This is a genomic window from Tolypothrix bouteillei VB521301 (genome assembly GCF_000760695.4).
Taxonomy (GTDB): domain Bacteria; phylum Cyanobacteriota; class Cyanobacteriia; order Cyanobacteriales; family Nostocaceae; genus Scytonema; species Scytonema bouteillei_A.
The window spans coordinates 4,115,693-4,137,896 of sequence record NZ_JHEG04000001.1 but is presented as its reverse complement, the minus strand read 5'-3'; the positions used below and the strand labels follow the sequence as shown (position 1 = coordinate 4,137,896).

Annotated in this window: 22 protein-coding genes and 2 tRNA genes; 6 read left to right on the top strand and 18 right to left on the bottom strand. The window is 38.5% G+C overall.

All coding sequences use genetic code 11. The features are described from left to right. Positions 1-2: 2 nt before the first annotated feature. From glf to HC643_RS16415, 13 genes are all read right to left on the bottom strand, one after another. Complete coding sequence (gene glf, locus HC643_RS16475; protein WP_038092589.1) at positions 3-1,136, bottom strand: UDP-galactopyranose mutase; 1,134 nt, start codon at positions 1,134-1,136, stop codon at positions 3-5. A gap of 11 nt (positions 1,137-1,147) precedes the next feature. Next, positions 1,148-2,497, bottom strand: coding sequence for a glycosyltransferase (locus tag HC643_RS16470; protein WP_063779506.1), 1,350 nt, complete (start codon positions 2,495-2,497; stop codon positions 1,148-1,150). 68 nt (positions 2,498-2,565) lie between these two features. After that, positions 2,566-3,336, bottom strand: coding sequence for a glycosyltransferase family 4 protein (locus tag HC643_RS16465; protein WP_167844700.1), 771 nt, complete (start codon positions 3,334-3,336; stop codon positions 2,566-2,568). Next, complete coding sequence (locus HC643_RS16460) at positions 3,263-3,772, bottom strand: hypothetical protein (protein ID WP_167844699.1); 510 nt, start codon at positions 3,770-3,772, stop codon at positions 3,263-3,265. The genes HC643_RS16465 and HC643_RS16460 overlap by 74 nt, the downstream gene beginning before the upstream one ends. Positions 3,773-3,835: 63 nt before the next feature. Further along, positions 3,836-4,762 carry a glycosyltransferase gene (locus tag HC643_RS16455; protein ID WP_038092595.1) on the bottom strand — a complete coding sequence of 309 codons (927 nt, stop codon included), beginning with the start codon at positions 4,760-4,762 and terminating at the stop codon, positions 3,836-3,838. Positions 4,763-4,779: 17 nt separating this feature from the next. After that, positions 4,780-5,805, bottom strand: coding sequence for a glycosyltransferase family 2 protein (locus HC643_RS16450; RefSeq protein WP_038092599.1), 1,026 nt, complete (start codon positions 5,803-5,805; stop codon positions 4,780-4,782). A gap of 147 nt (positions 5,806-5,952) precedes the next feature. Beyond that, entirely contained in the window at positions 5,953-6,894 is a 942-nt protein-coding gene (locus tag HC643_RS16445) for an alpha-1,2-fucosyltransferase (RefSeq protein WP_167844698.1), read from the bottom strand. Between the two features lie 279 nt (positions 6,895-7,173). Next, positions 7,174-8,379, bottom strand: a complete 1,206-nt coding sequence (locus HC643_RS16440; protein WP_050045868.1) for a hypothetical protein — start codon at positions 8,377-8,379, stop codon at positions 7,174-7,176. A 304-nt stretch (positions 8,380-8,683) separates the two neighbouring features. Next, a complete protein-coding gene (locus HC643_RS41390; RefSeq protein ID WP_137986307.1) occupies positions 8,684-9,946 on the bottom strand; it encodes an ABC transporter ATP-binding protein in 1,263 nt (420 codons plus the stop codon). Positions 9,947-9,961: 15 nt separating this feature from the next. After that, positions 9,962-10,789, bottom strand: coding sequence for an ABC transporter permease (locus tag HC643_RS16430; RefSeq protein WP_038092605.1), 828 nt, complete (start codon positions 10,787-10,789; stop codon positions 9,962-9,964). Between the two features lie 610 nt (positions 10,790-11,399). After that, on the bottom strand, positions 11,400-11,969 hold the full coding sequence (locus tag HC643_RS16425; RefSeq protein WP_038092608.1) for a hypothetical protein: 570 nt from the start codon (positions 11,967-11,969) through the stop codon (positions 11,400-11,402). Between the two features lie 153 nt (positions 11,970-12,122). Then, on the bottom strand, positions 12,123-12,944 hold the full coding sequence (locus HC643_RS16420) for a WecB/TagA/CpsF family glycosyltransferase (protein WP_038092611.1): 822 nt from the start codon (positions 12,942-12,944) through the stop codon (positions 12,123-12,125). Between the two features lie 425 nt (positions 12,945-13,369). Beyond that, positions 13,370-13,636: a hypothetical protein gene (locus HC643_RS16415; RefSeq protein ID WP_050045867.1), complete on the bottom strand. Its 267-nt coding sequence runs from the start codon at positions 13,634-13,636 to the stop codon at positions 13,370-13,372. A 317-nt stretch (positions 13,637-13,953) separates the two neighbouring features. On the opposite strand from HC643_RS16415, the gene HC643_RS16410 reads away from it, so the two are divergent. Beyond that, positions 13,954-14,244: a hypothetical protein gene (locus tag HC643_RS16410; protein WP_050045866.1), complete on the top strand. Its 291-nt coding sequence runs from the start codon at positions 13,954-13,956 to the stop codon at positions 14,242-14,244. 446 nt (positions 14,245-14,690) lie between these two features. Here the strand turns inward: HC643_RS16410 and HC643_RS16405 are convergent. From HC643_RS16405 to murA, 3 genes are all read right to left on the bottom strand, one after another. Continuing rightward, positions 14,691-14,774, bottom strand: a tRNA-Leu gene (locus HC643_RS16405). Continuing rightward, positions 14,753-15,628: a M48 family metallopeptidase gene (locus HC643_RS16400; RefSeq protein ID WP_072040756.1), complete on the bottom strand. Its 876-nt coding sequence runs from the start codon at positions 15,626-15,628 to the stop codon at positions 14,753-14,755. The genes HC643_RS16405 and HC643_RS16400 overlap by 22 nt, the downstream gene beginning before the upstream one ends. 422 nt (positions 15,629-16,050) lie before the next feature. Next, entirely contained in the window at positions 16,051-17,445 is a 1,395-nt protein-coding gene (murA, locus tag HC643_RS16395) for a UDP-N-acetylglucosamine 1-carboxyvinyltransferase (protein WP_038092616.1), read from the bottom strand. A 191-nt stretch (positions 17,446-17,636) separates the two neighbouring features. Here murA and HC643_RS16390 point away from each other — a divergent pair. Both HC643_RS16390 and HC643_RS16385 read left to right on the top strand, forming a co-directional pair. Next, positions 17,637-17,718, top strand: a tRNA-Leu gene (locus HC643_RS16390). Between the two features lie 510 nt (positions 17,719-18,228). Continuing rightward, positions 18,229-19,014: a TrmH family RNA methyltransferase gene (locus tag HC643_RS16385; RefSeq protein WP_038092619.1), complete on the top strand. Its 786-nt coding sequence runs from the start codon at positions 18,229-18,231 to the stop codon at positions 19,012-19,014. Between the two features lie 37 nt (positions 19,015-19,051). Here HC643_RS16385 and HC643_RS16380 read toward each other — a convergent pair whose 3' ends face one another. Together HC643_RS16380 and HC643_RS16375 are read right to left on the bottom strand one after the other, a co-directional pair. After that, entirely contained in the window at positions 19,052-19,294 is a 243-nt protein-coding gene (locus tag HC643_RS16380; protein WP_038092623.1) for a hypothetical protein, read from the bottom strand. A 164-nt stretch (positions 19,295-19,458) separates the two neighbouring features. After that, positions 19,459-19,869 carry an acyl-CoA thioesterase gene (locus HC643_RS16375; RefSeq protein WP_038092626.1) on the bottom strand — a complete coding sequence of 137 codons (411 nt, stop codon included), beginning with the start codon at positions 19,867-19,869 and terminating at the stop codon, positions 19,459-19,461. 448 nt (positions 19,870-20,317) lie between these two features. Here HC643_RS16375 and HC643_RS16370 point away from each other — a divergent pair, with 448 nt between their 5' ends. The 3 genes from HC643_RS16370 to HC643_RS16360 all read left to right on the top strand — a co-directional run bounded on the left by HC643_RS16370 (position 20,318) and on the right by HC643_RS16360 (position 22,147). Further along, positions 20,318-20,455 (top strand): hypothetical protein, encoded by a 138-nt coding sequence (locus HC643_RS16370; RefSeq protein ID WP_167844697.1) that lies wholly within the window; start codon positions 20,318-20,320, stop codon positions 20,453-20,455. 15 nt (positions 20,456-20,470) lie between these two features. After that, positions 20,471-20,800, top strand: coding sequence for an S-layer protein (locus HC643_RS16365; protein WP_038092629.1), 330 nt, complete (start codon positions 20,471-20,473; stop codon positions 20,798-20,800). Between the two features lie 339 nt (positions 20,801-21,139). After that, positions 21,140-22,147 (top strand): glycine zipper 2TM domain-containing protein, encoded by a 1,008-nt coding sequence (locus HC643_RS16360; protein ID WP_038092632.1) that lies wholly within the window; start codon positions 21,140-21,142, stop codon positions 22,145-22,147. The last annotated feature ends 57 nt before the right edge of the window (positions 22,148-22,204 follow it).

Genomic DNA, 22,204 nt, shown 5'->3' with positions numbered 1-22,204 from the left:
TTTTATTTTATTGTAGTCTGTGCTATTTCTTTTTCAAACAAACCAAGTGCTCGAATAACTGCTTGATCCATATCGTAGTACTTATAATCTGCCAGACGCCCTGCAAATAGTACTGTACCGTTGAGTTTCTCTACTTCTTTTAGGTAAAGCTCCAGACATTCGCGGTTCTCCTCATTGAGGATAGGGTAATAGGGATCGTTTTTCCCTGGTACATAAGCTTGAGGATATTCCATGACCAAGGTGGTTTTGGGTGAAGTTTGCCCTGAGAGATATTTTTGTTCCGTAATGCGGGTAATGTCGTAATCGTTGGGGTAGTTGACTGTACCAACTTCTTGATACTTTTCTTGGTCTAAAGTCTCGAACTTAAAGTTGATGCTACGGTAAGGCAACTCGCCGTACATATAATCGAAGAAGGTATCAATCGGACCCGTGCAAATTATTCTGTTAAACTTAACTTCGTTGATAATCTCACGGTAGTCTGTGTTTAATAGGACTTTAATATTGGGGTGAGCTACCATTTGGCGAAACATTTCAGTATAACCAAGTTTGGGCATTGCTTGATAGGGGTCTTGAAAGTAACGGTTATCCCGACTAATGTACACGGGAACACGTCCGGTGACTCCCCGATCGAGTTCCTCTGGTTTCACACCCCATTGCTTCATAGTGTAGTGGAGAAAGACATTGTTATAAATGTAATCAGCTAGGAAGGTTAGATCGCCACTAGCGCTCTCACGCAGTTTCAAAATGGGTACTTTGACTCCAAAACCAAAGTGCTCTAGAAGCAAATTCTCTAGCTTTTCTGCATATTTTGGAGGAAAAAGAGCATAGAGAGAGTTGAGATTGAAAGGGATAGGAACTTTTTTACCTTCCAACACTCCAAGCACGTGATGATAGTAGGGTCTCCACTCTGTAAATTGCGAGAGATAATCCCAAACTTTTTTTGATTTGGTATGGAAAATATGGGGACCGTATTTATGAACTAAGATGCCATGCTCGTTGTAGTAATCGTAAGCGTTACCACCGATGTGGTCTCTCTTCTCGACAATCAGTACTCTTTGCCCAAGCTCATTAGCAACTCGTTCAGCTATTACACAAGCAGAGTATCCAGCGCCTATAATTAGCCAATCAAATTTCATACTGTCTCTCCCTAATTATTTATTAAATTGGAGGTCAAGTCTCTGCTACCAGTGAAACCGTTATCAACTGATTGTTTCGTGGTTCTGTTTGCGACTTGTTGTAAGTGTTGTTCAATCCTGTCTACAAATGGCTGATATGCTGCTTTAGGGGAAAGTTTTTCAGTCACATACTTGCCGGCTTGTTCTTCCATATATTGGCGTTTTTCTGCATTAGTTAACAGTGTATGTATAGCTGTTGTAAAATCTTCAGGAGTATCTGCCACTAGAACAGCACGACCTGCTATCTCAAGCAGCCCTTGAATACCAACAGTTGTTGAGATACATGCCCGATTGTGTGATAAAGCTTCTACAAGCTTGATTTTTAAACCGCTACCAATGATCAGAGGAATGAGGCATACCTCTGCACTACTGTATTCGGGTTTCAAATCCTCTACTCTACCGAGAAAGCGAACATTTGGAAAAGTTTTTTCAATTCCATCGCATACAGAACCGCAAATATGAAGACTGCAATGGGGAACTGATTGTAAAACAATCGGCCATACATTGCTGAGAAACCACTGGAGAGAAAGCAGGTTGTGATCTGCGGAACTTCCTACAAATAAACAACGCCCTGGTACTTGTTTTCCAACAGGCGTATGAGACAAGGCTGACATAGGCAAGTGAATTACTTCGCACTGAGGTGCCATTTCTTGAAAGACTTTTGCATCTTCTTCCTGAATAGCCAGCAATACTTCTGCCTTACGTAATTGTATAGTTTCTTTCTCCTGAGTCCAGTCCGACTCACGAGCAGTAACTGCTAATTGTTTAAAATAAGCAGTTCTTTGATGACGGACATCGTGAGTTAGGATGGCTTTTAATGCAGTTTCATCTAAAGCAGGAGAGTCTAAAATATTTCCTAAAAAAGCATAATTAGCAATGACAACATCAGGTTTAAATTTGACAAATCGTGAATTGGCAAAAGCGATTTCTTCAGGTTTTGCTAGAGCATCCCACCCTTTAGGGCGATCGCTCGTTTGTTGTTTATCTCTAGCAAAACGGTAAACATTCTTCAACCTGTCTGGCAACCACATATAAACCAGCCAAACAGGTGCAATGAGCCAGTCTGATAGCTTAATTTTAACTATAAGCCGACCAATGCGTAGATAATCCCTTGCTGACACATGGGCTAGTTCTGCCAATTTTGATGGAATGACATACCAAGGAATTTTACCATTGAGTGGTGAGCTAACAAGTGTATACTCTATTTCGTAGCCCGATTGTTGTAAGTAGCCTATAAAATCTAAAATATAAGTAGAATTACCAGCAGTATTTTCAACTGGAATGTCTCTGCTAACAAATTGAATTTTAGGTTTTTTTTGCATTTGGTTTATGAATAAATTTGTAACGCTACCAATTGATTATTTATGTTAGTATTTTGAATTGTTAATTTTTATATATGGCAAATATTATTTTCATTTTTTTCTATTGATGGCGAAATATTATTGTTTAAATATTTTTCCAAAGGATGAAAAAGTTCTTCATTATAGTTTTTAGCAAAAGAGTATGCATTGTTGGATAAATTCCTAGATAACACTAAATTGGTTAAAGTTTCAATCAAAAATTCTGCAAATTCCTCTGAATCATTTGCAATCAAAAAAGCTTTTTTATCTCCTCTCTCTAGACCTTTAGCACCTTCTGGCGTAGTTATCAAAACTTTGGATTGTCCTAAAGCTTCAATAGTTTTAATTTTTAGTCCTGTTCCAAATAAGATAGGATTAATAACTATATCAGAAGTATCATAAATATCGTTCAAATTATTTACATACCCAAGTTTAATCAGATCCTCATCGTCTTGAATTACATCACATATATTTCCAGCAATTAATAATTGCACATCATGAAGCTTTATTCTTACTTTCGGAAAAACTTCATGAATAAAATAATTAATTCCATGAATGTTAGTATCATTATTAGAAGCAACAAAAAGTATTTTTTGACGAACTTCTGATATATACCTTGGTTGACGTAATGAAACTGTGTGACCTACTGTAATGACTTTATTTCCAATTAAATTTTGAAAATACTTTTCTTCATCCTTCTGTATGGAGAGAATTAAATCAGCTCTCCGAAGCCCTTTAATTTCCTCCTTAACAGTTGTAGAAAACCAATAATATTTTTGACCCTTTACGATAAATTTCTGCTCTGTTAGCGAAAATATCATGAGTATCGATGATTTTAAACATCTTTACCAAAGCACTGCAAAATTTAGAGAAAAAAACATACTCAGTAATAACAACATCAAATTTTACTTTATCATGCAATTCTACTAAGAACTTATTTACAGAGTTATCATACCAATCATCTATTGCATTGGGATATTTAGGATAACCCGTGAAATAGCATCTTAACTTTCTGACAATTTTTTGAGATAAGCTTCGTTTTCGTTCTATACCTCCTGTATAGGGTAAAGAATAAAATTTATCTCCCCAAGCTTGGCGCATTAAGTCAACATCTTTTATTTCTTGTTCAATATGTAAAAAATGTACTTCATGACCAAGTTTTTGTAAGTTGACTAGGAGTCCATATATTCTAGCTCTATTGCCAGCATCTTGAGGGGCAAAAGGTACAGGAGATATTACTAATATTTTTTTGAACATTTTGAGTACCTAAATTTTAGGTTTTCTAAATCTTAACTAACAAGTAAAGATTGTTGACAAAAGCTAATTATGTGTAATTTGTTTGTTTAATATTTCTTGGATTGCTAGAGTTTCACCTCGTTTGTGAGCCCAGTAGAATCGGCGTTCTCTTAAAGACATACGCCAAAAACGATAAAATTCATAAAATTTACCTTTCCAAGACTTTTTTGGTTGAATCGGTATCTTACCTCGAAAAGAATTCAATATTAAAGTCGAGTAGCTATTGCCTTCAGCTAATTTCACAAGATAATCTTCTTGAAGCCGTTTTGCTGGTATTAGATGAATTAGTTTCAAGGCTACAAATAACCCCATGCCTAAGCCAATATCACAAGCTGTGAATGCTAAGTCCATGTCTCCACAACCAAATAATAAATTTCCTTTTCTATCTAAGTTAGAACGCTTTGAGTTGTGCAGTACCAAACTAACGTATTTTTCAGCTACAACTTTTCGGACACACATTCCAGCACCACAAGGATATACATTAGCTTCTATTATGTTCAACCAAATATCTTTATCGAACTCTCTAATAGCTAACCATTGCCAATAAGGTTTTGTCCATTCTGCTGGAGGTTCATCAAATTGAGGCCTTATCTGGCCACCCCAAGAGCCAAGAAATTTCCAATCTTTGCTAATTTGTAGTGTTACTTCTAAATAATCTGAGTCTAAAACATTATCATCATCAACAAAAACTAAAGTTTCAGCTACTGCCTCTTCAATACCTTTTAAGCGAGCAGGAGTCAATCCTAGTTTTTCTTCACGAATGTGACGTGATTGAGGATGCCAGGTTAAGTCAATTTCTGACGAAAGACGTTTTTCACTGGCATTATCCACTAGTAAAAGTTCCCAAAACTCGGTCGATAAAGACTGCTCCTTTAGAGCTTGCAATACCATGTCTAAATAATCTCTTCGTGGATTATGAGTGCAAATAATAACGCTTAGAAGTGGTTTCATATTTAATATTTGCTTTTTTAGCTGATAGAGGTTTTTCCTAATTTAGTATTTAACCTTAATTTAATTAAGCGAAGAAATCCACGTGTCAATAACTTTAAAGAAGCATTAATTACTTTTGGGGAGAAATAACATTGCAAAGCTTCTTGAATTTGAATCATGGCTGCACTTGTATCTCCTTTTACAGCAAATGTTCTTGCATAATTAAGTGCTTCAAAGGCATAAAACTCTAATGCTTTACTCGAAATATAACTAGCTTTGTCTGGAGGTAAATATTGTTTGATGATACTAATCACTTTACGTAAATCTCGTATATTCTCACCAGTACGCATAGAATGTCCACTAAGAGAGGCAGAGTGCATTCGATAAAATGCTAAAGGCTCGACTTCGTACCATACAGGGTATTGTGTAGCAATTCTTACCCACATTTCCCAATCTTCACCATTACAACGTATACGGCTATCAAATCCACCTAGTTTTTCGTACACTTCACGTCGTACTACTATTGATGGAGTCTGGATAATTTGTCGTACAGCCATTCGCTCCAACCAATTATTGAGAATGCCACTCTCAGACTGTTCTAGTGCAGAAACAGCATGCCAATGACCATGTTCATCCATAAATATGTGCCGACAGAAAGCAGCACCAATTTCGGGTCTCTCATCAAAACCACGTTGTAGCTTGCGATAAAAACCATCTCTAATGCAATCATCACCATGTAGTAGATGGATTAACTGGCCACGCGATCGCTGTAGGCAAGTTTCAAAATTTTTGATATAGCCTACGTTCTCTGGTTGCTGATAAAAGCCTACACGACCACGACCTAGTTCTTCAACAACTGCTGCTGGGTCATCTTTAGTGGAGTGGTCATCAACCACCTCTATCTGCATCAAGTCTTTTCCTGGATCTTGCGCTAACACACTTGCTAGTGTCTCGCGCAGATAGTTAGCGCAATTGTAAGTGGGAATCATCACTGACCAGAGAGGCCGTTGTATTCCATCACGAACAGGTAAAATTGTAGCACGGTAAGAATGTGATTCATTCATTTGGATTCATCAATTATTTCTGAGTTATTCGATTGAGGAAGACATTATTCTGGATAACATGAACCAGTTGTTGTAACCGTACTGAAGACTGTATCTCTTAGTTTTCATTGATTTAAAAAAAATCTTAAAATGAATGAAAATTCAAGTTTAAAGTTGTATCCAGTTTTTGGGAATTAAATCTTTAGTATCTAAGAAATCATCTTTATACCACGGTATGCAATCTTTAGGAAGAGAATACTTTGTATCTTGATATTTCTTTCTAAACCATTGCTGCGGTACACAAACTATTTTATCTGGGTTTTGATTCAACCATGCTCCCCACCAACTAAAACTACTATTAGCAATAATATTATGCTTGCACTGGCTCATCAGCCGTAAATCTTCATAACTTCTGAAACCGTTATTATATTCAATAATAGTAATGGGAAAATTTATTTGAAATTTTTCTTTTACCCATTGCAAATCATTAGAGAAAATAAAAAAGTGAGGATTGCTAACTCTCTCAGCTATATAAGTAATGGATTTATTGTAGTAATCTAAACTACAAACTTCATGTAATTGATTAGTTTCGTCATTATTAATATAATCTCCTCTTCTAATATGTATAGCAGTAGATTCATGAAATTTAATTTTTTCATTTAAATCTCTATTTGTATCGTCCTGAGGATATTTAAATGAAAATTCATTTATTAAAATATCTTGAATATCGATAAAGTACTTTTCAGATTGCCAAAATCCATGCAAATACGTATTATTAGGTGCTTCTAAAACACAAGGATCGAAATGAAAATATTTCTCCAAAAAGAAATTTTGGCTTGGTCTACTTACTTTACCAATCTTATTCAATAATTTATTATTAAACCTCTCGAATTTATTTCTTGGTCGCTTTAATAGAGCGTCAATTTCGTCTTGTGTTGCTATATGTTCTTGAATATTAAAACAGTGTAAACCATATTGACGCTGCTTATTTGATTCAAAAGATGAAACATCTAGCTTGAGTACTGTTGAATGTTTCTCAGCTAGGCGTCTAGCCATAGCATACTGAAACATTTGATTGCCCAATCCTTCAAAAAGAGAAACAATGATCATTTGAAAAACACTCAATCAATAATTGTTGTCACCAAAAACTTTCTTCTAAAAGACGAATTAATACTGTGTGTTGTATTCGGCTACATAAGGCGATAAAAATAATATGAGGTGTCTGATAAAAGCTTTATGGACAAGGCAAATGCGTCAGATTCGGTAAGTGCCTTAAAGCCAATGAGCCAAGCGTTTATAATAGCTTCATTACGAGTTCCGATCGTATGTGTCTTATTTGTAAAAGATTTGTATACATTTTTAAGCATTTCCTTTAACAACTCCATATTATTAGCTAAAAAGTTTTGACCAAAATATTTCAGAAGTTTTTTCAGGAGAATGTTCCAATCTAACTTTTATACAAGCTGAATCAGCCATCTTTTCATAAATGGAAAGATTGTTCAAAATGTTCAATAAGTATAGAGACACTTCTTCTGGTTCGGTATACATTATGCAATCCTCTCCTGGTTGAACACTAATATTTTCAAACGCAAACTTGGAGCCAATTCCTAAAAGACCAGTAGCGAGAGCATTCAACACCTTGCCTTTGGTTCCTGAACCTACTGCAATCGGAAAAATCTGAATTTGTGCTTTTGAAATAGCTTTGGAGTAGTTTTCAACCCAGTTAAAATGCTCAGCAAAGTAACCAGAACTGATTAACTTTTGCTGAAAGACTTCATAGTCATTACCAATGAATAAGAACTGAAACCTAGATGCCAGTGTTTCAGATGCATCTACTAATGATTTAATTATTTGCTCAAGATGAGTTCCTACATATACTGTGTGACCACCTCCAGAAAACAAAACAGTTATTTTACCCTGTGTTTGCGTAAGTTTGTTTTGTAAAGGTACATAATCAGAATGTGGATGAGGTACAAAATATGCTTGACCTCTTGTTCCTGAAATAAATTCGTATTTACTTACATCTTCTATTCCTACCATATGAACCTTTACAGGTTTTTTACCAAGCAACTTTTCAAGATTAGTATTTTGTCGAAGATTATGAACTTCTGATGTAACTTCATCAATCGTTGACCATCCCCCATACCGGAGCATACGTTCAGAATGTAAAACAGAGCAATCCATACCTGATACAACAATCTTTTTAGATTTTAGATATGTAATCCAATTAATAAGCCAATGAGGGTAAAGCCAAATTACATCAGCTTTTGATGCATTAATTTGATTGATAGCTTGTTGCTCGATAGGAAATAATGTAACCCCACCTGGTAAATCTTGCTTACGATTCCGCCAATTGATGTATTTTTGAATCAAACGATTTGGGCGCTGCAATTTATAAATTTTTTTTAATCTTAAAAGATTAAGTTCTTCTAATAAAGTCTCTTGAGATTTTTCTGTTTTATACCAAAGTGGAAAGTAATATAAATCAATTTCTATGTTTTCTGGGGCATACTTCAAAATTTGATATGGAAGAGCAGTTGGTGCCTTTAAATTGTCTTTGGCAGGTGGAAAACCACAGATTAGAATTACTTTCATGATAATTTATATTTTTCCTGCATATATCACTCTACTTTCTCAAGATAGATGCGTTAGAGAATTACACTTAATTCTACTTCGTGTAAGCAATTTATTCGTGCATATTTATTTAATAAAAAAACTCATATTATTTATCCTTTTTAATTTTATTAAATTCTCAGGTAATGTTAGAACTATCTAAGACAAGGTTTTGAAGATTGTGCAAACTATAAAAAAATGCATCCAAAAGAAGAAATAATTTTTATTAGTTATTTTCATGTTTGCGCTCATGATTCTCCTTCCAAAATACTTTTCTAACAAAATTTTATTTAATCACAACATTAAAGTCAGGTATAGTTGCCGCTTTTAGTCCATCCAACACTTCAGAATAGTTAAAATGACTTGATGCTAAAACATTACAAACATCAATTTTTTCTGCCCAAAAAACTTCTTTGTTATCAGGATATGTATATATGTACAATGTCATATGGTAGTTACCTGGCGCTAGATTGGGTGATTTTATAAGATATTCAATATGAAAATCTGTGTACTTATCTACACTAAAACCCTCTGATACAAATTTTGATTTTAGATGTATTACGTCGTCATTTCGTTCATTAAAAATTTCACAATCAATATAAAAATTTTCAATTTTTTGACTATGAGTTTTGAAGTGCAACACCAAGTTCAAGTCATCTGCATGACTTAAAGTATTTAAATCTTGACGATTTGCAATACCTTTCCAAGATAACTTATCACTTACAACATGATATATTTCTCCTCCAGCATTTCCACCCAGCATATTTGAATAAGTTCTCATCACAGAACTTACATGACCAATCTCTATAACTTGACCAGTTTTTAATAAAATAGCTTTTGAACAAAGCGCTTCTACTATCTTCATAGTATGACTAACAAATAGTACTGTTCTTCCCTCTTGCCCTATATCCTTCATTTTTCCTAAACATTTTTTCTGGAACTGGGCATCTCCCACTGCCAATACCTCATCCACAATTAGTATTTCTGGTTCCAAGTGAGCAGCAATTGCAAACGCCAAACGCACATACATTCCTGATGAATACCGCTTCACTGGCGTATCTAAAAACTTTTCTACTTCAGCAAATGCCACAATTTCATCAAACTTTCGTTGAATCTCTAGCTTGCTCATGCCTAAAATTGCACCGTTGAGAAAAATATTCTCTCTTCCAGTCAACTCTGGGTGAAAACCTGTTCCTACTTCCAGTAAACTAGCAACTCTCCCCTTAATCCGGATAGAACCGCTTGTTGGCTCTACAATTCGGCTCAAAATCTTTAGTAGCGTTGATTTCCCGGCACCATTACGTCCAATAATACCAACACGATCGCCCTGCTTAATTTCAAATGAAACATCCTTTAAGGCCCAAAACTCTTCACGATTCGGGTTGATTTTTTTCCGTTCTGAAGGCTTCAGTAATTTTTGAGCTAGAGACTTGGTTCCAGTTGCGATCGCATCGCGCAATGAATTATAACTGCTACTCCCTCCTAACTGCTGGTGAGCCAAAACGTACTTTTTACTTAAATTTTCAACTCGAATGACTGTATCAGACACTTAGCTCACTCCTCGCTAAATTATATCAGCAAATTTACGTTCCGTTTTGCGGAAATACCAAATCCCGCTCACAAATACCGCAACAACTACCCCTAGAGACAGCACAAATCCCGGCACATAAATTCTTGATGTTCCTCCCAAAATCGCCCACCGAAAACCATCAATGACCCCAACCATCGGGTTCAAAGAATAGAGCAACCGCCATTCTTCCGGTACAACGTTGCTGCTAAATCCTACGGGAGAGATATACAGCCCAAACTGAACAATAAACGGCACAATAAAGCGAAAATCTCGGTACTCCACATTCAACGCTGCCAACCACAATCCTGCACCTACTGCTGCTGCAAATGCAATCAAAATAAATATTGGTAGAGTTAAAATACGCCACTCTGGAACAAAGTTGTACCATGCCATCAGCCCCAGTAGGATCATACCGGAAATCATAAAATCTACAAAACTAACAATCACTGCACTTGTCGGCACGATCAATCGAGGAAAGTAGACTTTAGAAACCAAGTTAGCGTTATTAATTAAGCTGTTGCTACACTCACTAAGCGCACCAGAGAAAAACTGCCAAGGCAACTGTGCTGAAAACACCAAAATTGGGTAAGGTGTGTCTCCCTCGGAGGGTAACTTCGCAACAACGCTAAACACAACTGTAAAGACAACCATCGTCAAAAATGGTCGAATCAAGGCCCAAGCAAGTCCGATCGCAGTCTGCTTGTAGCGGACTAAAATATCACGCCATGCCAGGAAGTAGAAAAGTTCCCGGTATGTCCACAAGTCTTTCCAATATTGTCTTTCGGTTCGACCCGCCTCAATAATGAGTTCTTTGCTGTTCATCTACTTATCCGTATGTTGCATCAATTAGACAACTTGCGATCGCTTACAGTGCATGTACTTAAGTCCCCCAAAAAAACACTGTCTTTATTATTCTTTTATTTTCTTCATTGCTCAATCTTAATATCAGGACATATCTGTATCTTTACTGAGGTTTTTATCCGATCTTTAAAAAAAAAGCTATTATTTAAACGAGAATTGTAATGTAAGTGTATCAAGTCTTCTTAAGAGCACTGCTCTATAGGCTTAAAACCGTAGAAGTACTTTATAAACTTTTTAAGACAAGTATTATCATGAGGAAAACAAATATCTAAGATGCCGCTATTTGATACTGTTGTATAGTGGAACAGTTTGACCAATACCCATCGACGAGAGCTGTGCGAGGGATAGTTCCTTTACAGTTCCTGCTCGCTCTTCTCTAATGTGAAGTGGATAATCAAATCGATTCGAGCCGCTTGCCCTGCTATCCTATATGCAAGCGACACCTAAAAGTCACGAATTATCGCAACAAGTGTATTAGCTGGTGCATCCTGATTGGGACGAAATACTCAACCAAGAATCTCTGTTTGACTTCCTTTGGAAGCTTCAAGCACTGTATAAGCATCTTCAGTCTTCATAGCAAAGATCTAGACTTTGCCGCCCACGTTACGAAGTTGTGGATTCTGACATTCACTATTAAGTTGACGTGCCCAAACATTCTGAGGATGGAGACTTGAGAGTTTTGCAATAACATCCTCAATGAAGAGGTCGCCCGTGCCAGCAGTTGTGTTAGTGTGCGATGAAAAATCACAATGGCGAATAGCAAGGGATTTCTTAGAGGAGTGGGATACTGTACTGCAGTGGCATAATTCTTTACACTTACATTTTTTATGAATAATCTTCCAGCACTCTGCACACCAACACCGTTTTTTCTGGCTTCAGTTTCCCCGTTAAGGTAGGAGTCAGCCACAATCACAAATCCATAAGAACTATGTACAGATATGACGGGAACATCATTAGTACTTTTTAGCGCCCTTATGCTAAGAGTATTCTTGTCATTCTTTCTTCCTGCAACGCGCTGTTGTTTCAGCAAGATATCTTCCAATGTTATGTGGTACTCATATTGTCCTATGCTAATTCCATAATGAAATCCAACGATAGAGACATTTTTAATGAGTGCAGGACCGGGAGCAAAGCGGTGCATGGAAATGCCTGCAATACCTTCAGTACTTGAAGAGTTAATTGTGACGTCCTCAATAGCTCCTGTCCTTTCAAGAGATTTTTCTAATGTTCGGGATATTCTCCTAAAAATTAGAGAGGGGCTTGAAGCCCCTAAGTCACCATCGTCACCAATCTACTAATCCACTATCTTCCACCCCAAATACCGTTCGCGGATATGTAATGGTGTACTGATAACAGAGGGTGATGCCAATAGTTGCTTAAAAGCCAGCCACACAAACGGTGGAATAGTTGTTGTATAACGATTCCAAAGGCGGTGGGGTTCTTGCAGCAATCGGTAGAGCCATTCAAAACCCAAATCTCTTACCATGCGAGGTGCTCTTTTATGAAGCCCTGCATAGACAGGGAAAACACCCCCTAAACCAATCATGACGGCTTTGATTCTATCTTTATGCTGAGCCATCCAATTCTCTTGCTTTGGACACCCCAAAGACACAAACACTATTCCTGCACCACTCGAGTTAATCTTGTCAACCAGTGCTTCGTCTTCAGCAGGAGTCATGGGACGGAAGGGCAAAGGTTCCATAGCTGCTATTTTCAGACTGGGAAATTCTGTCTCCAATCTGTTTCTCATACGAGAAAGAATCTCTGTCTGAGAGCCTACAAAGAAAACACTGACATTTTGCTTTTGAGCCAACTCGCACACAGCTAACAATATGTCCATCCCTGCAACACGGTCCTGATAACGCGCCCCTAAAAGCTTCATCATCCATACAAGAGGCATACCGTCAGGAGTCACTAAATCTGCGTTCTGCAATACAGTTCCAAAGTCTGGATTCCAATAAGCCTCCATCAGCATATGGACATTGGCAACACATACAGTTTTGCTTTCGCGAGCTTTAGCCCACTTAAGTATTGTCTGCATCTGATCGTTAAAGCGCAAGGCAGTAATAGGAAAATCTAACACTTTTTGAGTAGGCCGAAAAGCTCCTCCTACCATAAGTCACTCCTTGTGTCCAACAGAATATTAACAGGAACTCGACCCTTCGTAAGACTGAAGATAGCTAGTGATGTTATCGCAGTCTATCTTTAAGGCTTATATCTAGGTCAAAAGTTAACACATGGAGATGCAGCAGCTTGTTCAGTAAATCTCTAACTTCCCTGGTAGTAATTTGTTTATCTGAGCCTCTATAGCAATCTACTCTAAAAAGATGCCAAATTAGCATTTCTACGGACAACTTTACAATAAATTTATAATTGCTTTAAATTAATTTCATAAATTAGATAAAAAGGTAGAAAAGTAACAATCAAAATCAAAATTCTGAAAAAGAAAAATATTTAATTCTAACGCTTCAATTTTTAAGAAATAACTGTCAACTAGTATACTTTTTTCATAAAATAATCAATATATCTAGCCAAATTTTGTTAGTTCTGCATACAACTGCTGTTGTTTACCAAACGACAGATACATTTTGTTTTTGTCAAAAAAAAGGGGGGAAGATTAAGCTTTCTTCCCCCCTTTTTTTTATTCTTACTGTTATCTAGCTTGCTCTTAGGCGATCGCTCGCCTTCTTTGAGTTTTTTGCGAAGCATTTGCTGTTGCTTCTTCAGTTGTCGCTGCCTTGCAGACCCACCTCTACCTTTGTCATTCCTACCTTCTCGTCGTGGAGACTCCCACCTTTTCAATCGCATACCTATCACCTTGACTTCAAGAAATATGAAACAAAACTCAGAAAATAAACCTTGACTGCTACATATACATTTGTCTTTCGTTTTCAGTATCTATATAAATTATAATTCGCTGTCCTTCTACCGTCAAATTGCGCTCCCAAAAACATAAATAAGAATGAATATTAAAGTCGTGCATATTTTTACCATTTCTTATCCAAAGAGAGCCTTGCTGTAGACGAAAAGCATTACTTTTTTTCTAGAAAATATCCTGGATATAAATCTAGAAATAGACGTGAAAGATCCTTAAAATCACATCTTTTAAGTACATAAAAAGTGCGATGCACGGAGCATCTGCCACAGGCGATCGCAGTTTCTCTTCTTTACTTATAAAGTGTTTTGACAAAAGAAAACGCACATTGCTTCATCAAAAATTTACACTTACTATCAGTATTCGCTATGTGTTTCGGTTATCCGGACATATAGGTAGAAATCCAAAAGAAGAAGTTATAAAGATATCTAATGGAAATTTGGTTCAACAGAAAAGGGTTGGTTCAGTTTCTGGTGGAGTTCCCAGTCCAATTTTTCCTTCCGATACACTATTCTCATTTCCTATACATCAACTTGCTTGAAAAAGCAGAGGGCTGCTATGCTAAAGGAGACAAAAGATTGATTCGTCCTTGTGAGATAGTTTGCGATCGCTACTTGCAGCCATTTTTTGGTAAATGACCGTGCTTCCAAGGGCACAAGCATTGCGCCCTTGCAAAAGGTGTGGTTTATTCAGCTAAAATCGGCTGTAATTATGTATGTTAACTTTGCCATACATCGATTTGTATAAACTTTCAGGTAATTTTTTATCAAGAAATTAACCTAACGGCGCGAGATGGGAACTACCAACCCCATTCAAATCCGGGCATAACCCACCCCTACTACCTACAAAAACATAGATTCCACAGTATAAACCGTGCAGTCTTGTGTAAATAAGGGTGATTTTCATCAAAGATTTTAACCAAAATACAGCGGGTGAAGCTAAGCCTCCCTAATCCTTCTGAAAACTAATTTTTGTTTCCCGATCTAATGGGCAAGAGGAGAATCGAACTCCTATGACCGCAAGGTCGCCACATTTTGAGTGTGGTGCGTCTACCAGTTTCGCCACTCGCCCTTGGTAGCAACTTCACTATTATAACCTATTTTTTGATTTTGCAACAACTTTTGATATTCTTTGCTGCTTGCCCAGCGATCGATCTCTCTAGCTCTCAGTACGGGTACCGGATGAGTTAACTGAGATGTCCGGGTAGCTTTCACCATTTCACCCAACTCTGTCTTGCTAATCTCATCATAAGCACGAGCTTGGGCAATGAAAGCATCCAGGTTAAGCTGCGGTGCTAGAGTCGGCGAACCACCTGCAAGTTTCATCAACACCGACATCACGACCCTAGGATTTTGAGTTGCCAACAACGCGGCGCGATCGCAAGTAAACTCAGCACAGCGTATCCATTCCAAAAGCTGTGCTTGTATTGCCTGAGCCAAAAAAGATCCAACATTTGGCACCACTGCTGCTGCCAATATCAATATATTCACTGGAGTCAAGTAAACACTGTGGTCGCACTTGAGATGTCCCAACTCATGAGCAATCACCGCCTGAATTTCTTCGGGTTCGAGCATATCAATCAAAGAAGTATGCACCACAATAAACGGCTGTTTCCCCCGCATGGCAAAGGTGTAAGCGTTAGGCGCGGGATGCTGTCTCACATACAACTGAGGTGGCTCTATATCTAATATTTTGCAAGCGTCTAGCAACAACTGGTGTAAGTGAGGCAGTTGTTTTTCACCAACCAGAACACTTGATGCAATATTTTCTACATAAAACACCTGCTCCGCCAGAGGTCCCAAGATACTCCGTACTATCATATCGACACCAGGGATCTGCTTCAGTGCTTGAGTTGCCTCCAGATCGAGTGGATGGCGAAAGGAATCAGCTTTGAGACCAATCAATTGAGTTTTGGGGAGTAACATGGTGAAAGTGTTTTTGACCTTACCATTGTTAGTATAGCTTTTTATGAAGACAAGGGAGACAAGGGAGATAAGGGAGATAAGGGAGAGAGTTTAAGATGTATGAACGGAGCTGATATTCTCGCTCAACATATCAAACAAAGGAGTTTGCTATTCAACAACTTGAAACAACTTCTGATGAAACTCTTGAGGAAATTCTTGAATTACTTCAAATTCGATCTTTTGAAGATAAGGAAGACATTTTAGTCCGCATGGGAGGCGGAGCCTCCTACAAGTCATTCCCAGGCGGAGCCTGGGAACGAGATGGGAAGAAGCACTATGCAGGCTGTAATTAGTCCGCACGGGAGGCGGACTTCGGTTGTATAGGCGCGAATTCTATTCGCCAGGTATTTTTACAAAACAGGGATACTCTCTCTCAACCTGATTTAAACCGCCGCCGACTCTTGAGGATTAACAACCCTAGAGGTTTCTTCTGCATTCGTATCTGGAACCGCAGGTAAACGCTCTACTTTAGCACCCACTTGCTGTAATTTCATATCGAGCCTGTCATAACCCCGATCCAAGTAACGCAATCCTTGAACGACAGTTTTTCCTTGTGCGGCGAGTCCGGCGATGACTAACGCTGCTGATGCTCGCAAATCCGTACCGAGTACTGGTGCGCCTGAAAGCACGGGAACTCCTCGAACAAATGCTGTGTTCCCCTTAACGCGAATGTCAGCCCCCAAGCGATTTAACTCCGAAGCATGACGCAAACGATTCTCAAACACGGATTCATTAATTACACTATCCCCTTCAGCCAATGTTAGCAATGCCATAAAAGGTGCTTGCATATCTGTTGGGAAGCCGGGATGGGGTAGAGTTTCGATATCAGCCGCCCTCAAAGTCTCTGCTGGCAAAGTCCGCAAGCATTTAGGGGCTTCCTCAACAATCGTGACTCCGATCTCTTTAAGTTTGGCCATCACGGGAATGAGGTGCTCTGGAACGACTGGCGATAGAAGAAGTTCCGAACGGGTAATGGCTGCTGCTACTAAAAAAGTCCCTGCTTCAATGCGATCGGGAATAATATCATACTCCGTGGAATGCAGCTCGGGTACGCCAACAATGGTAATCGTACTGGTTCCCGCACCGTGTATTTTTGCTCCCATGGCAATACAGAAGTTTGCCAAATCGATCACTTCCGGTTCGCGTGCAGCATTTTCAATGATAGTTTCGCCATCTGCAAGAGTTGCAGCCATCATTAAAGTTTCTGTTGCACCCACACTAGGAATATCTAAATAGATCTTTGCTCCCCTCAATCGGTTGTTATTGCCAGGAACATAAGCATTACAAATACCATGCTCGATCTGAACTTCAGCCCCCATTGCTTGCAATCCTCGAACATGGAGATCCACAGGTCTTGCTCCAATGGCACACCCCCCTGGTAACGGAACTTGTGCTACTCCCAACCTTGCTAGAATTGGACCGATCGCAAAAAAACTTGCCCTTAATTGCGTCACCAGTTCGTAAGGAGCCTTAGATGTTGTAATCTCTCTGGCATCAATCTCTAAGATTTCTCCATCTTGCTTCAAGCCAACACCCAAAGCTGACAAAACTTGACCCATCCGTGCAACGTCCGTCAATAGCGGCACATTGCGAATATAACATTCTCCAGAGCATAATAAAGCCCCGGCCATTATGACTAGTGCCGAATTTTTTGCCCCACTAATTCTTACATGACCGTGCAAACGATGCCCGCCCCGTATTTGCAAGACTGAGGAGTCTGCTTCAGAAGATTTGGCATCTGGTAAGCCGCTTGAAGGAATAATAAGCCTACCCTCCATAAAGAACTATTTTATACGATATAAGTTGGTTTCGATTCTACACGATAGATTCTGATTGTCCACTATTATCTTGAAAATGGGGAGTGGGGATAGGGGGTAGCCGGTAGCAAAATTTAGATTTTCCTAGTTGACAATTGGAAATCATTGAGAGATAATGAAAACTTGTGAATAAAATAACACAAAAAATACACGCGGAACTGGCGGAATTGGCAGACGCGCTAGATTCAGGTTCTAGTGCCGCAAGGCTTCCGGGTTCAAGTCCCGGGTTCCGCATAAAAAATGATGAATGATGAATGATGAATTATGAATAGCAAGTTCAACATTCATCATTCATAACTCATAATTCATTCTATGTTAACTAGTTTACAAAACACTCTGGTAAAGCAAATTCGCAAACTTCACTCTTCTAAGGAGAGACAAAAAATGATGAATGATGAATGATGAATTATGAATAGCAAGTTCAACATTCATCATTCATAACTCATAATTCATTCTATGTTAACTAGTTTACAAAACACTCTGGTAAAGCAAATTCGCAAACTTCACTCTTCTAAGGAGAGACAAAAAATGATGAATGATGAATGATGAATTATGAATAGCAAGTTCAACATTCATCATTCATAACTCATAATTCATTCTATGTTAACTAGTTTACAAAACACTCTGGTAAAGCAAATTCGCAAACTTCACTCTTCTAAGGAGAGACAAAAAATGATGAATGATGAATGATGAATTATGAATAGCAAGTTCAACATTCATCATTCATAACTCATAATTCATTCTATGTTAACTAGTTTACAAAACACTCTGGTAAAGCAAATTCGCAAACTTCACTCTTCTAAGGAGAGGCACAAGCAAGATCTATTTTTAATAGAGGGAACGCATTTAGTAGAAGAAGCTGTAAGCGTGAATTATCCTCTAGAGGTGGTATGCTGTACTTCGGCATGGCAAGCAGCAAATTCTTCTCTATGGCAGCAAGTTTGCAATCTCAGCGAAAGAGCAGAAACTGTCAGCGAAGAAGTTTTAAAAGCGATCGCGACTACAGTACAACCCGATGGTATCGTGGCAACAGCAAAAAGAGGCGATCGCACTCTGAAAGTTCCGTTTACCGATATCGTGTTAGCATTAGAAACAATACAAGATCCCGGCAACTTAGGTACAATAATTCGTACTGCCGCTGCGGCTGGTGTATCGGGATTGTGGGTGAGTGAAGATAGTGTGGATTTAGATAATCCAAAAGTGTTACGTGCTTCTGCAGGACAGTGGTTTCGCTTGGCAACGGCAGTTAGCCCGGATCTCAGAACAACAGTACAGCAAAGCCAAGAAGAAGGAATGCAAGTTGTCGCAACCTTGCCAAACGCGTCTTTAACTTACTGGGAAGTAGACTGGTGCAAACCCAGTTTGATTTTGTTAGGAAACGAAGGTGCTGGTTTATCAACAGAATTGACTGCGATGGCAGATGTACAAGTCAAAATACCTTTACAACCCGGTGTAGAATCTTTAAACGTTGCGATCTGTGCTGCGTTAATGCTTTACGAAGCTCAAAGGCAAAGGAATTATAAATTATGAATTATGAATTATGAATTATGAAAATAATATTCATCATTCATAATTCATAATTTTTCTTTGCCATATATTGCTCGATGTCAGCAACTGCGTCTTCAAAAGCTTCTAAATCAATTGCTGATGCATCGTTGGCTTCCTGTGTTTCACCAATACAAGCATTGGGCAACTCTATGGTTTCTTCATTTTCAAGAGTGTCCTCATGCAGCATATCTTCTAACTGATTGAGAGATTTAAGAAACTCCTTAGCAGCAGCACGGCGCTGTTGTTGCTCGTTTTGATCCATATCTGTTTACAATCCCCTTTATCACTTACTCCTATACTGTTACAGCACCCGCACCTCCCTATAAAGTCAGATCTTTACAGGCTAAAGGTAGATCATACTCTTTCATAAGTCAAACCGCCACGCCTACGTGATGATTGGTCAGATTTTAACAACATTTTTTACAATTACATACTTATTTGTAAGAATTTTTCTTGCAAAAGATTTGGGATTGCTCGGGGACGCATTGTTTTAACATCCACCCATACCCACAACGCTTCAGCCGTGACCAATAAATCTTCTTGGCTTTGCTTGCGAATTTCGTACCTTCGATAAGCACGAGTCCCTCGCATTTCCTTGAGCCAAGTTGTCACCTCAAGGGTATCACCCGCGATCGCAGGACGGAGGTAGTCAATTTCTACTCGTCGCATAACAAACACGCCACCTAATTCTCGATAGACATCCAGAGTCAAACCTAAGTGTTCCGAATGTTCTACAGCGGCTTGTTCTAAGTAATTTTGGTAGACGGCATTATTAACGTGTCCCAGGGCATCCATTTCGTAGTGCCTGACCCGCAGTAATGTTTTAAATGGTTGCATGAGTGGAATGAACGGCAGAAAGCAGATGATATTGTAGCAGTATTAATCCGATAATTGCCTGTCACTTTTTGTTTATATTTTTAGCGCGAACAATAATCAGCATTAAGTTTTTTCTCAAGAAAGTGCGATCGTGCAAGTGTCAACTCTTACTTGTGAGAGAATAAAAATATATACAGAGAAGAAATATCTTTTCTGGAATCGTGTTTATTGAATTGGGAAAGTGAGTTTAAACACTCATATTTAGTGGAATTTCAAGACATAAATTGTACTCTAGCGATCTCCTGCATTCATTGTTGTGAGTTCGTTTGCTTAGATACCCAACTTCTTAAAGAAGTCGGGGAGCTTGCAGCTTCTCACAATTAATGCGGTCAAGTGCTAGTGAATCTTAATGGTTGAAATTCGGTTAGTGGCGTCTGGTAAGAGCTACTAAAAATCGGAGGGAATTGTTATGGCTACTCGTCAAAATTTAATAACTAATTTCTGGCATAAAGTACAGGAAGATTCTGTAGGTTGGGGTTCGTTAATGCTTTGGGTGGTTGGAATGGTTATGCTACTACTAACGATTGTTATGTTTTCTACGACTTAGTACTTTTTTACAGCAATGAATTTCTTTAAAGTTGTAGCAGCCAGTATACTAGTATTAAATACTACCTACTTCACTGCTCTTGTTAATGCTCAAGATTCGCCTGTGACTCCTCCTACCCACGGAAGTCAAGTTCCTGATGCTTGTGTCCGCAACCAAGCAGAAACTTTACCCATACCTTTTAGCGATGTATCACCCGACCATTGGGCGTTTAAAGCAGTGATGACAATGTATTACTGTGGAGCATTTCGTCAAGCGACTCCACCCTCATTGCGACAACAACCTCAATCCTCAGAAAAGGAGCAGTTACCCCAAAAAGATTCTCGCTTGCAAACAGAGCAGTCTTAAAGGGAAACTTGCACCAAAATTGTAAAGTATAGTGAAAAGAGCCTGGTTTTGAAAAAACTGGGTTTCTTTTTGTAAGTAAAAAAATATAAGCCGATCGCTAGAGCAAAAAAAACGAATTCACAGCTAGTATGTAAGCACTAATCAACCATACAACTGTGAAAAATAATGTTAAAATGAATTAAGAAACAAGAATTTTTAGTTCCCAAGGAGCTGCTTGGGAATGCACGCGGAGAGCCTCAGCCTTGCCTATTCAGTAGAGTACAGGACGCAGTAACCCATCTGAAGTCATTGCCAGCCAGAGGTTGGAAACAAGAGTGAAGGGATGCCCCAATATTTATCATGAAAACACTTGTATCTTCTTATCAAGAAGAAAAACAAAAACTGAAAACTCAACTAGAGAATATAGAGACATCCGAGCAAGCTGTTCAGCTAGTACAAAACGAGATTAACAGACTTGCAGACTTTAATAGTGAATACATCAACGGGTTGACGCCACAGCAAGCACGTCTTGCAACAGTCATGCTAAAAATGCTCGAGCGATACACAAGTATTTTGATATTGGTTGAAATGCAAAGCCCCAGTCAAGATACTCCTGTAATGAGCGCCGATAATATGCGATCGCAAAACCAGGAAGGCTTAACCAAGTTTGGCTTGAGTACTCTATTGCCATTGCACAACATTGCTCATTTAGAGAAATACTTGGGCGATCGCAAGCAAGCCATCTCGCAACAAATCCAACACAATCGCGAAGTCATTAGCAGCTTACTCGCCGGAGGTGTAGCGGGAACTTTGGCGGGAGGTTATTGGTGGGGATTAATAGGAGCAGTTACGGGAGGAATTATAGGAAAGATAGTTCGGGAAATCAAGTTACCTGAAAATTCAGATAATATATCACAGGTAGAATTGCAGAAAGAAGCAAAAATAAGTATCAACATTGATAAGTTACTAGACCACCTCTATCAAGCTTTTCAGTCAATAGATTTAACTGTTGCTGCTTATGGAGTCAGAGAAGAAAAAGCATCCAAACTAGGGTTGGAAAATAATTTAGATTTATTAGAGTACTTACAAGACTTAATGGCAGACGCCTTAGATAAACAAACTCAACTTCCAACTGCTGTACGCCGACGCATTGAACAAGCAGCAACAATTTTAAGACACTATGGAATTGAGGCTCGAGTTTATCAACCCTTGCAGGAAGAGAACTTAGAGATGGAACCTTTATCAATGTTTTACTTTGAGCCCAGTCTCGATCCACAAGTCACAGATTATATTACTCTAAAACACGCCTTTATTAAAGATAATCAAGTCCTTTTACCGGGATCTGTTATTGAACCTGTTAGTAGTTAGTTGTTAGTCGGTAGTAGAAGACAACTAACAACTAACCAACAACAACTAACAATTAAA

Coding starts and splice junctions, on each gene's coding strand:
- HC643_RS16380 (WP_038092623.1), bottom strand. CDS start 19,294: ATGGATCAAAACGAGCAACAACAGCGCCGTGCTGCTGCTAAGGAGTTT.
- HC643_RS16465 (WP_167844700.1), bottom strand. CDS start 3,336: ATGATATTTTCGCTAACAGAGCAGAAATTTATCGTAAAGGGTCAAAAA.
- HC643_RS16460 (WP_167844699.1), bottom strand. CDS start 3,772: ATGTTCAAAAAAATATTAGTAATATCTCCTGTACCTTTTGCCCCTCAA.
- HC643_RS16430 (WP_038092605.1), bottom strand. CDS start 10,789: ATGAACAGCAAAGAACTCATTATTGAGGCGGGTCGAACCGAAAGACAA.
- HC643_RS16385 (WP_038092619.1), top strand. CDS start 18,229: ATGTTAACTAGTTTACAAAACACTCTGGTAAAGCAAATTCGCAAACTT.
- murA (WP_038092616.1), bottom strand. CDS start 17,445: ATGGAGGGTAGGCTTATTATTCCTTCAAGCGGCTTACCAGATGCCAAA.
- HC643_RS16365 (WP_038092629.1), top strand. CDS start 20,471: ATGAATTTCTTTAAAGTTGTAGCAGCCAGTATACTAGTATTAAATACT.
- HC643_RS16400 (WP_072040756.1), bottom strand. CDS start 15,628: ATGTTACTCCCCAAAACTCAATTGATTGGTCTCAAAGCTGATTCCTTT.
- HC643_RS16370 (WP_167844697.1), top strand. CDS start 20,318: ATGGCTACTCGTCAAAATTTAATAACTAATTTCTGGCATAAAGTACAG.
- HC643_RS16425 (WP_038092608.1), bottom strand. CDS start 11,969: ATGCACCGCTTTGCTCCCGGTCCTGCACTCATTAAAAATGTCTCTATC.
- HC643_RS16410 (WP_050045866.1), top strand. CDS start 13,954: ATGCACGGAGCATCTGCCACAGGCGATCGCAGTTTCTCTTCTTTACTT.
- HC643_RS16375 (WP_038092626.1), bottom strand. CDS start 19,869: ATGCAACCATTTAAAACATTACTGCGGGTCAGGCACTACGAAATGGAT.
- HC643_RS16360 (WP_038092632.1), top strand. CDS start 21,140: ATGAAAACACTTGTATCTTCTTATCAAGAAGAAAAACAAAAACTGAAA.
- HC643_RS16445 (WP_167844698.1), bottom strand. CDS start 6,894: ATGATCATTGTTTCTCTTTTTGAAGGATTGGGCAATCAAATGTTTCAG.
- HC643_RS16450 (WP_038092599.1), bottom strand. CDS start 5,805: ATGAATGAATCACATTCTTACCGTGCTACAATTTTACCTGTTCGTGAT.
- HC643_RS16455 (WP_038092595.1), bottom strand. CDS start 4,762: ATGAAACCACTTCTAAGCGTTATTATTTGCACTCATAATCCACGAAGA.
- HC643_RS16420 (WP_038092611.1), bottom strand. CDS start 12,944: ATGGTAGGAGGAGCTTTTCGGCCTACTCAAAAAGTGTTAGATTTTCCT.
- HC643_RS16415 (WP_050045867.1), bottom strand. CDS start 13,636: ATGCGATTGAAAAGGTGGGAGTCTCCACGACGAGAAGGTAGGAATGAC.
- glf (WP_038092589.1), bottom strand. CDS start 1,136: ATGAAATTTGATTGGCTAATTATAGGCGCTGGATACTCTGCTTGTGTA.
- HC643_RS16440 (WP_050045868.1), bottom strand. CDS start 8,379: ATGAAAGTAATTCTAATCTGTGGTTTTCCACCTGCCAAAGACAATTTA.
- HC643_RS16470 (WP_063779506.1), bottom strand. CDS start 2,497: ATGCAAAAAAAACCTAAAATTCAATTTGTTAGCAGAGACATTCCAGTT.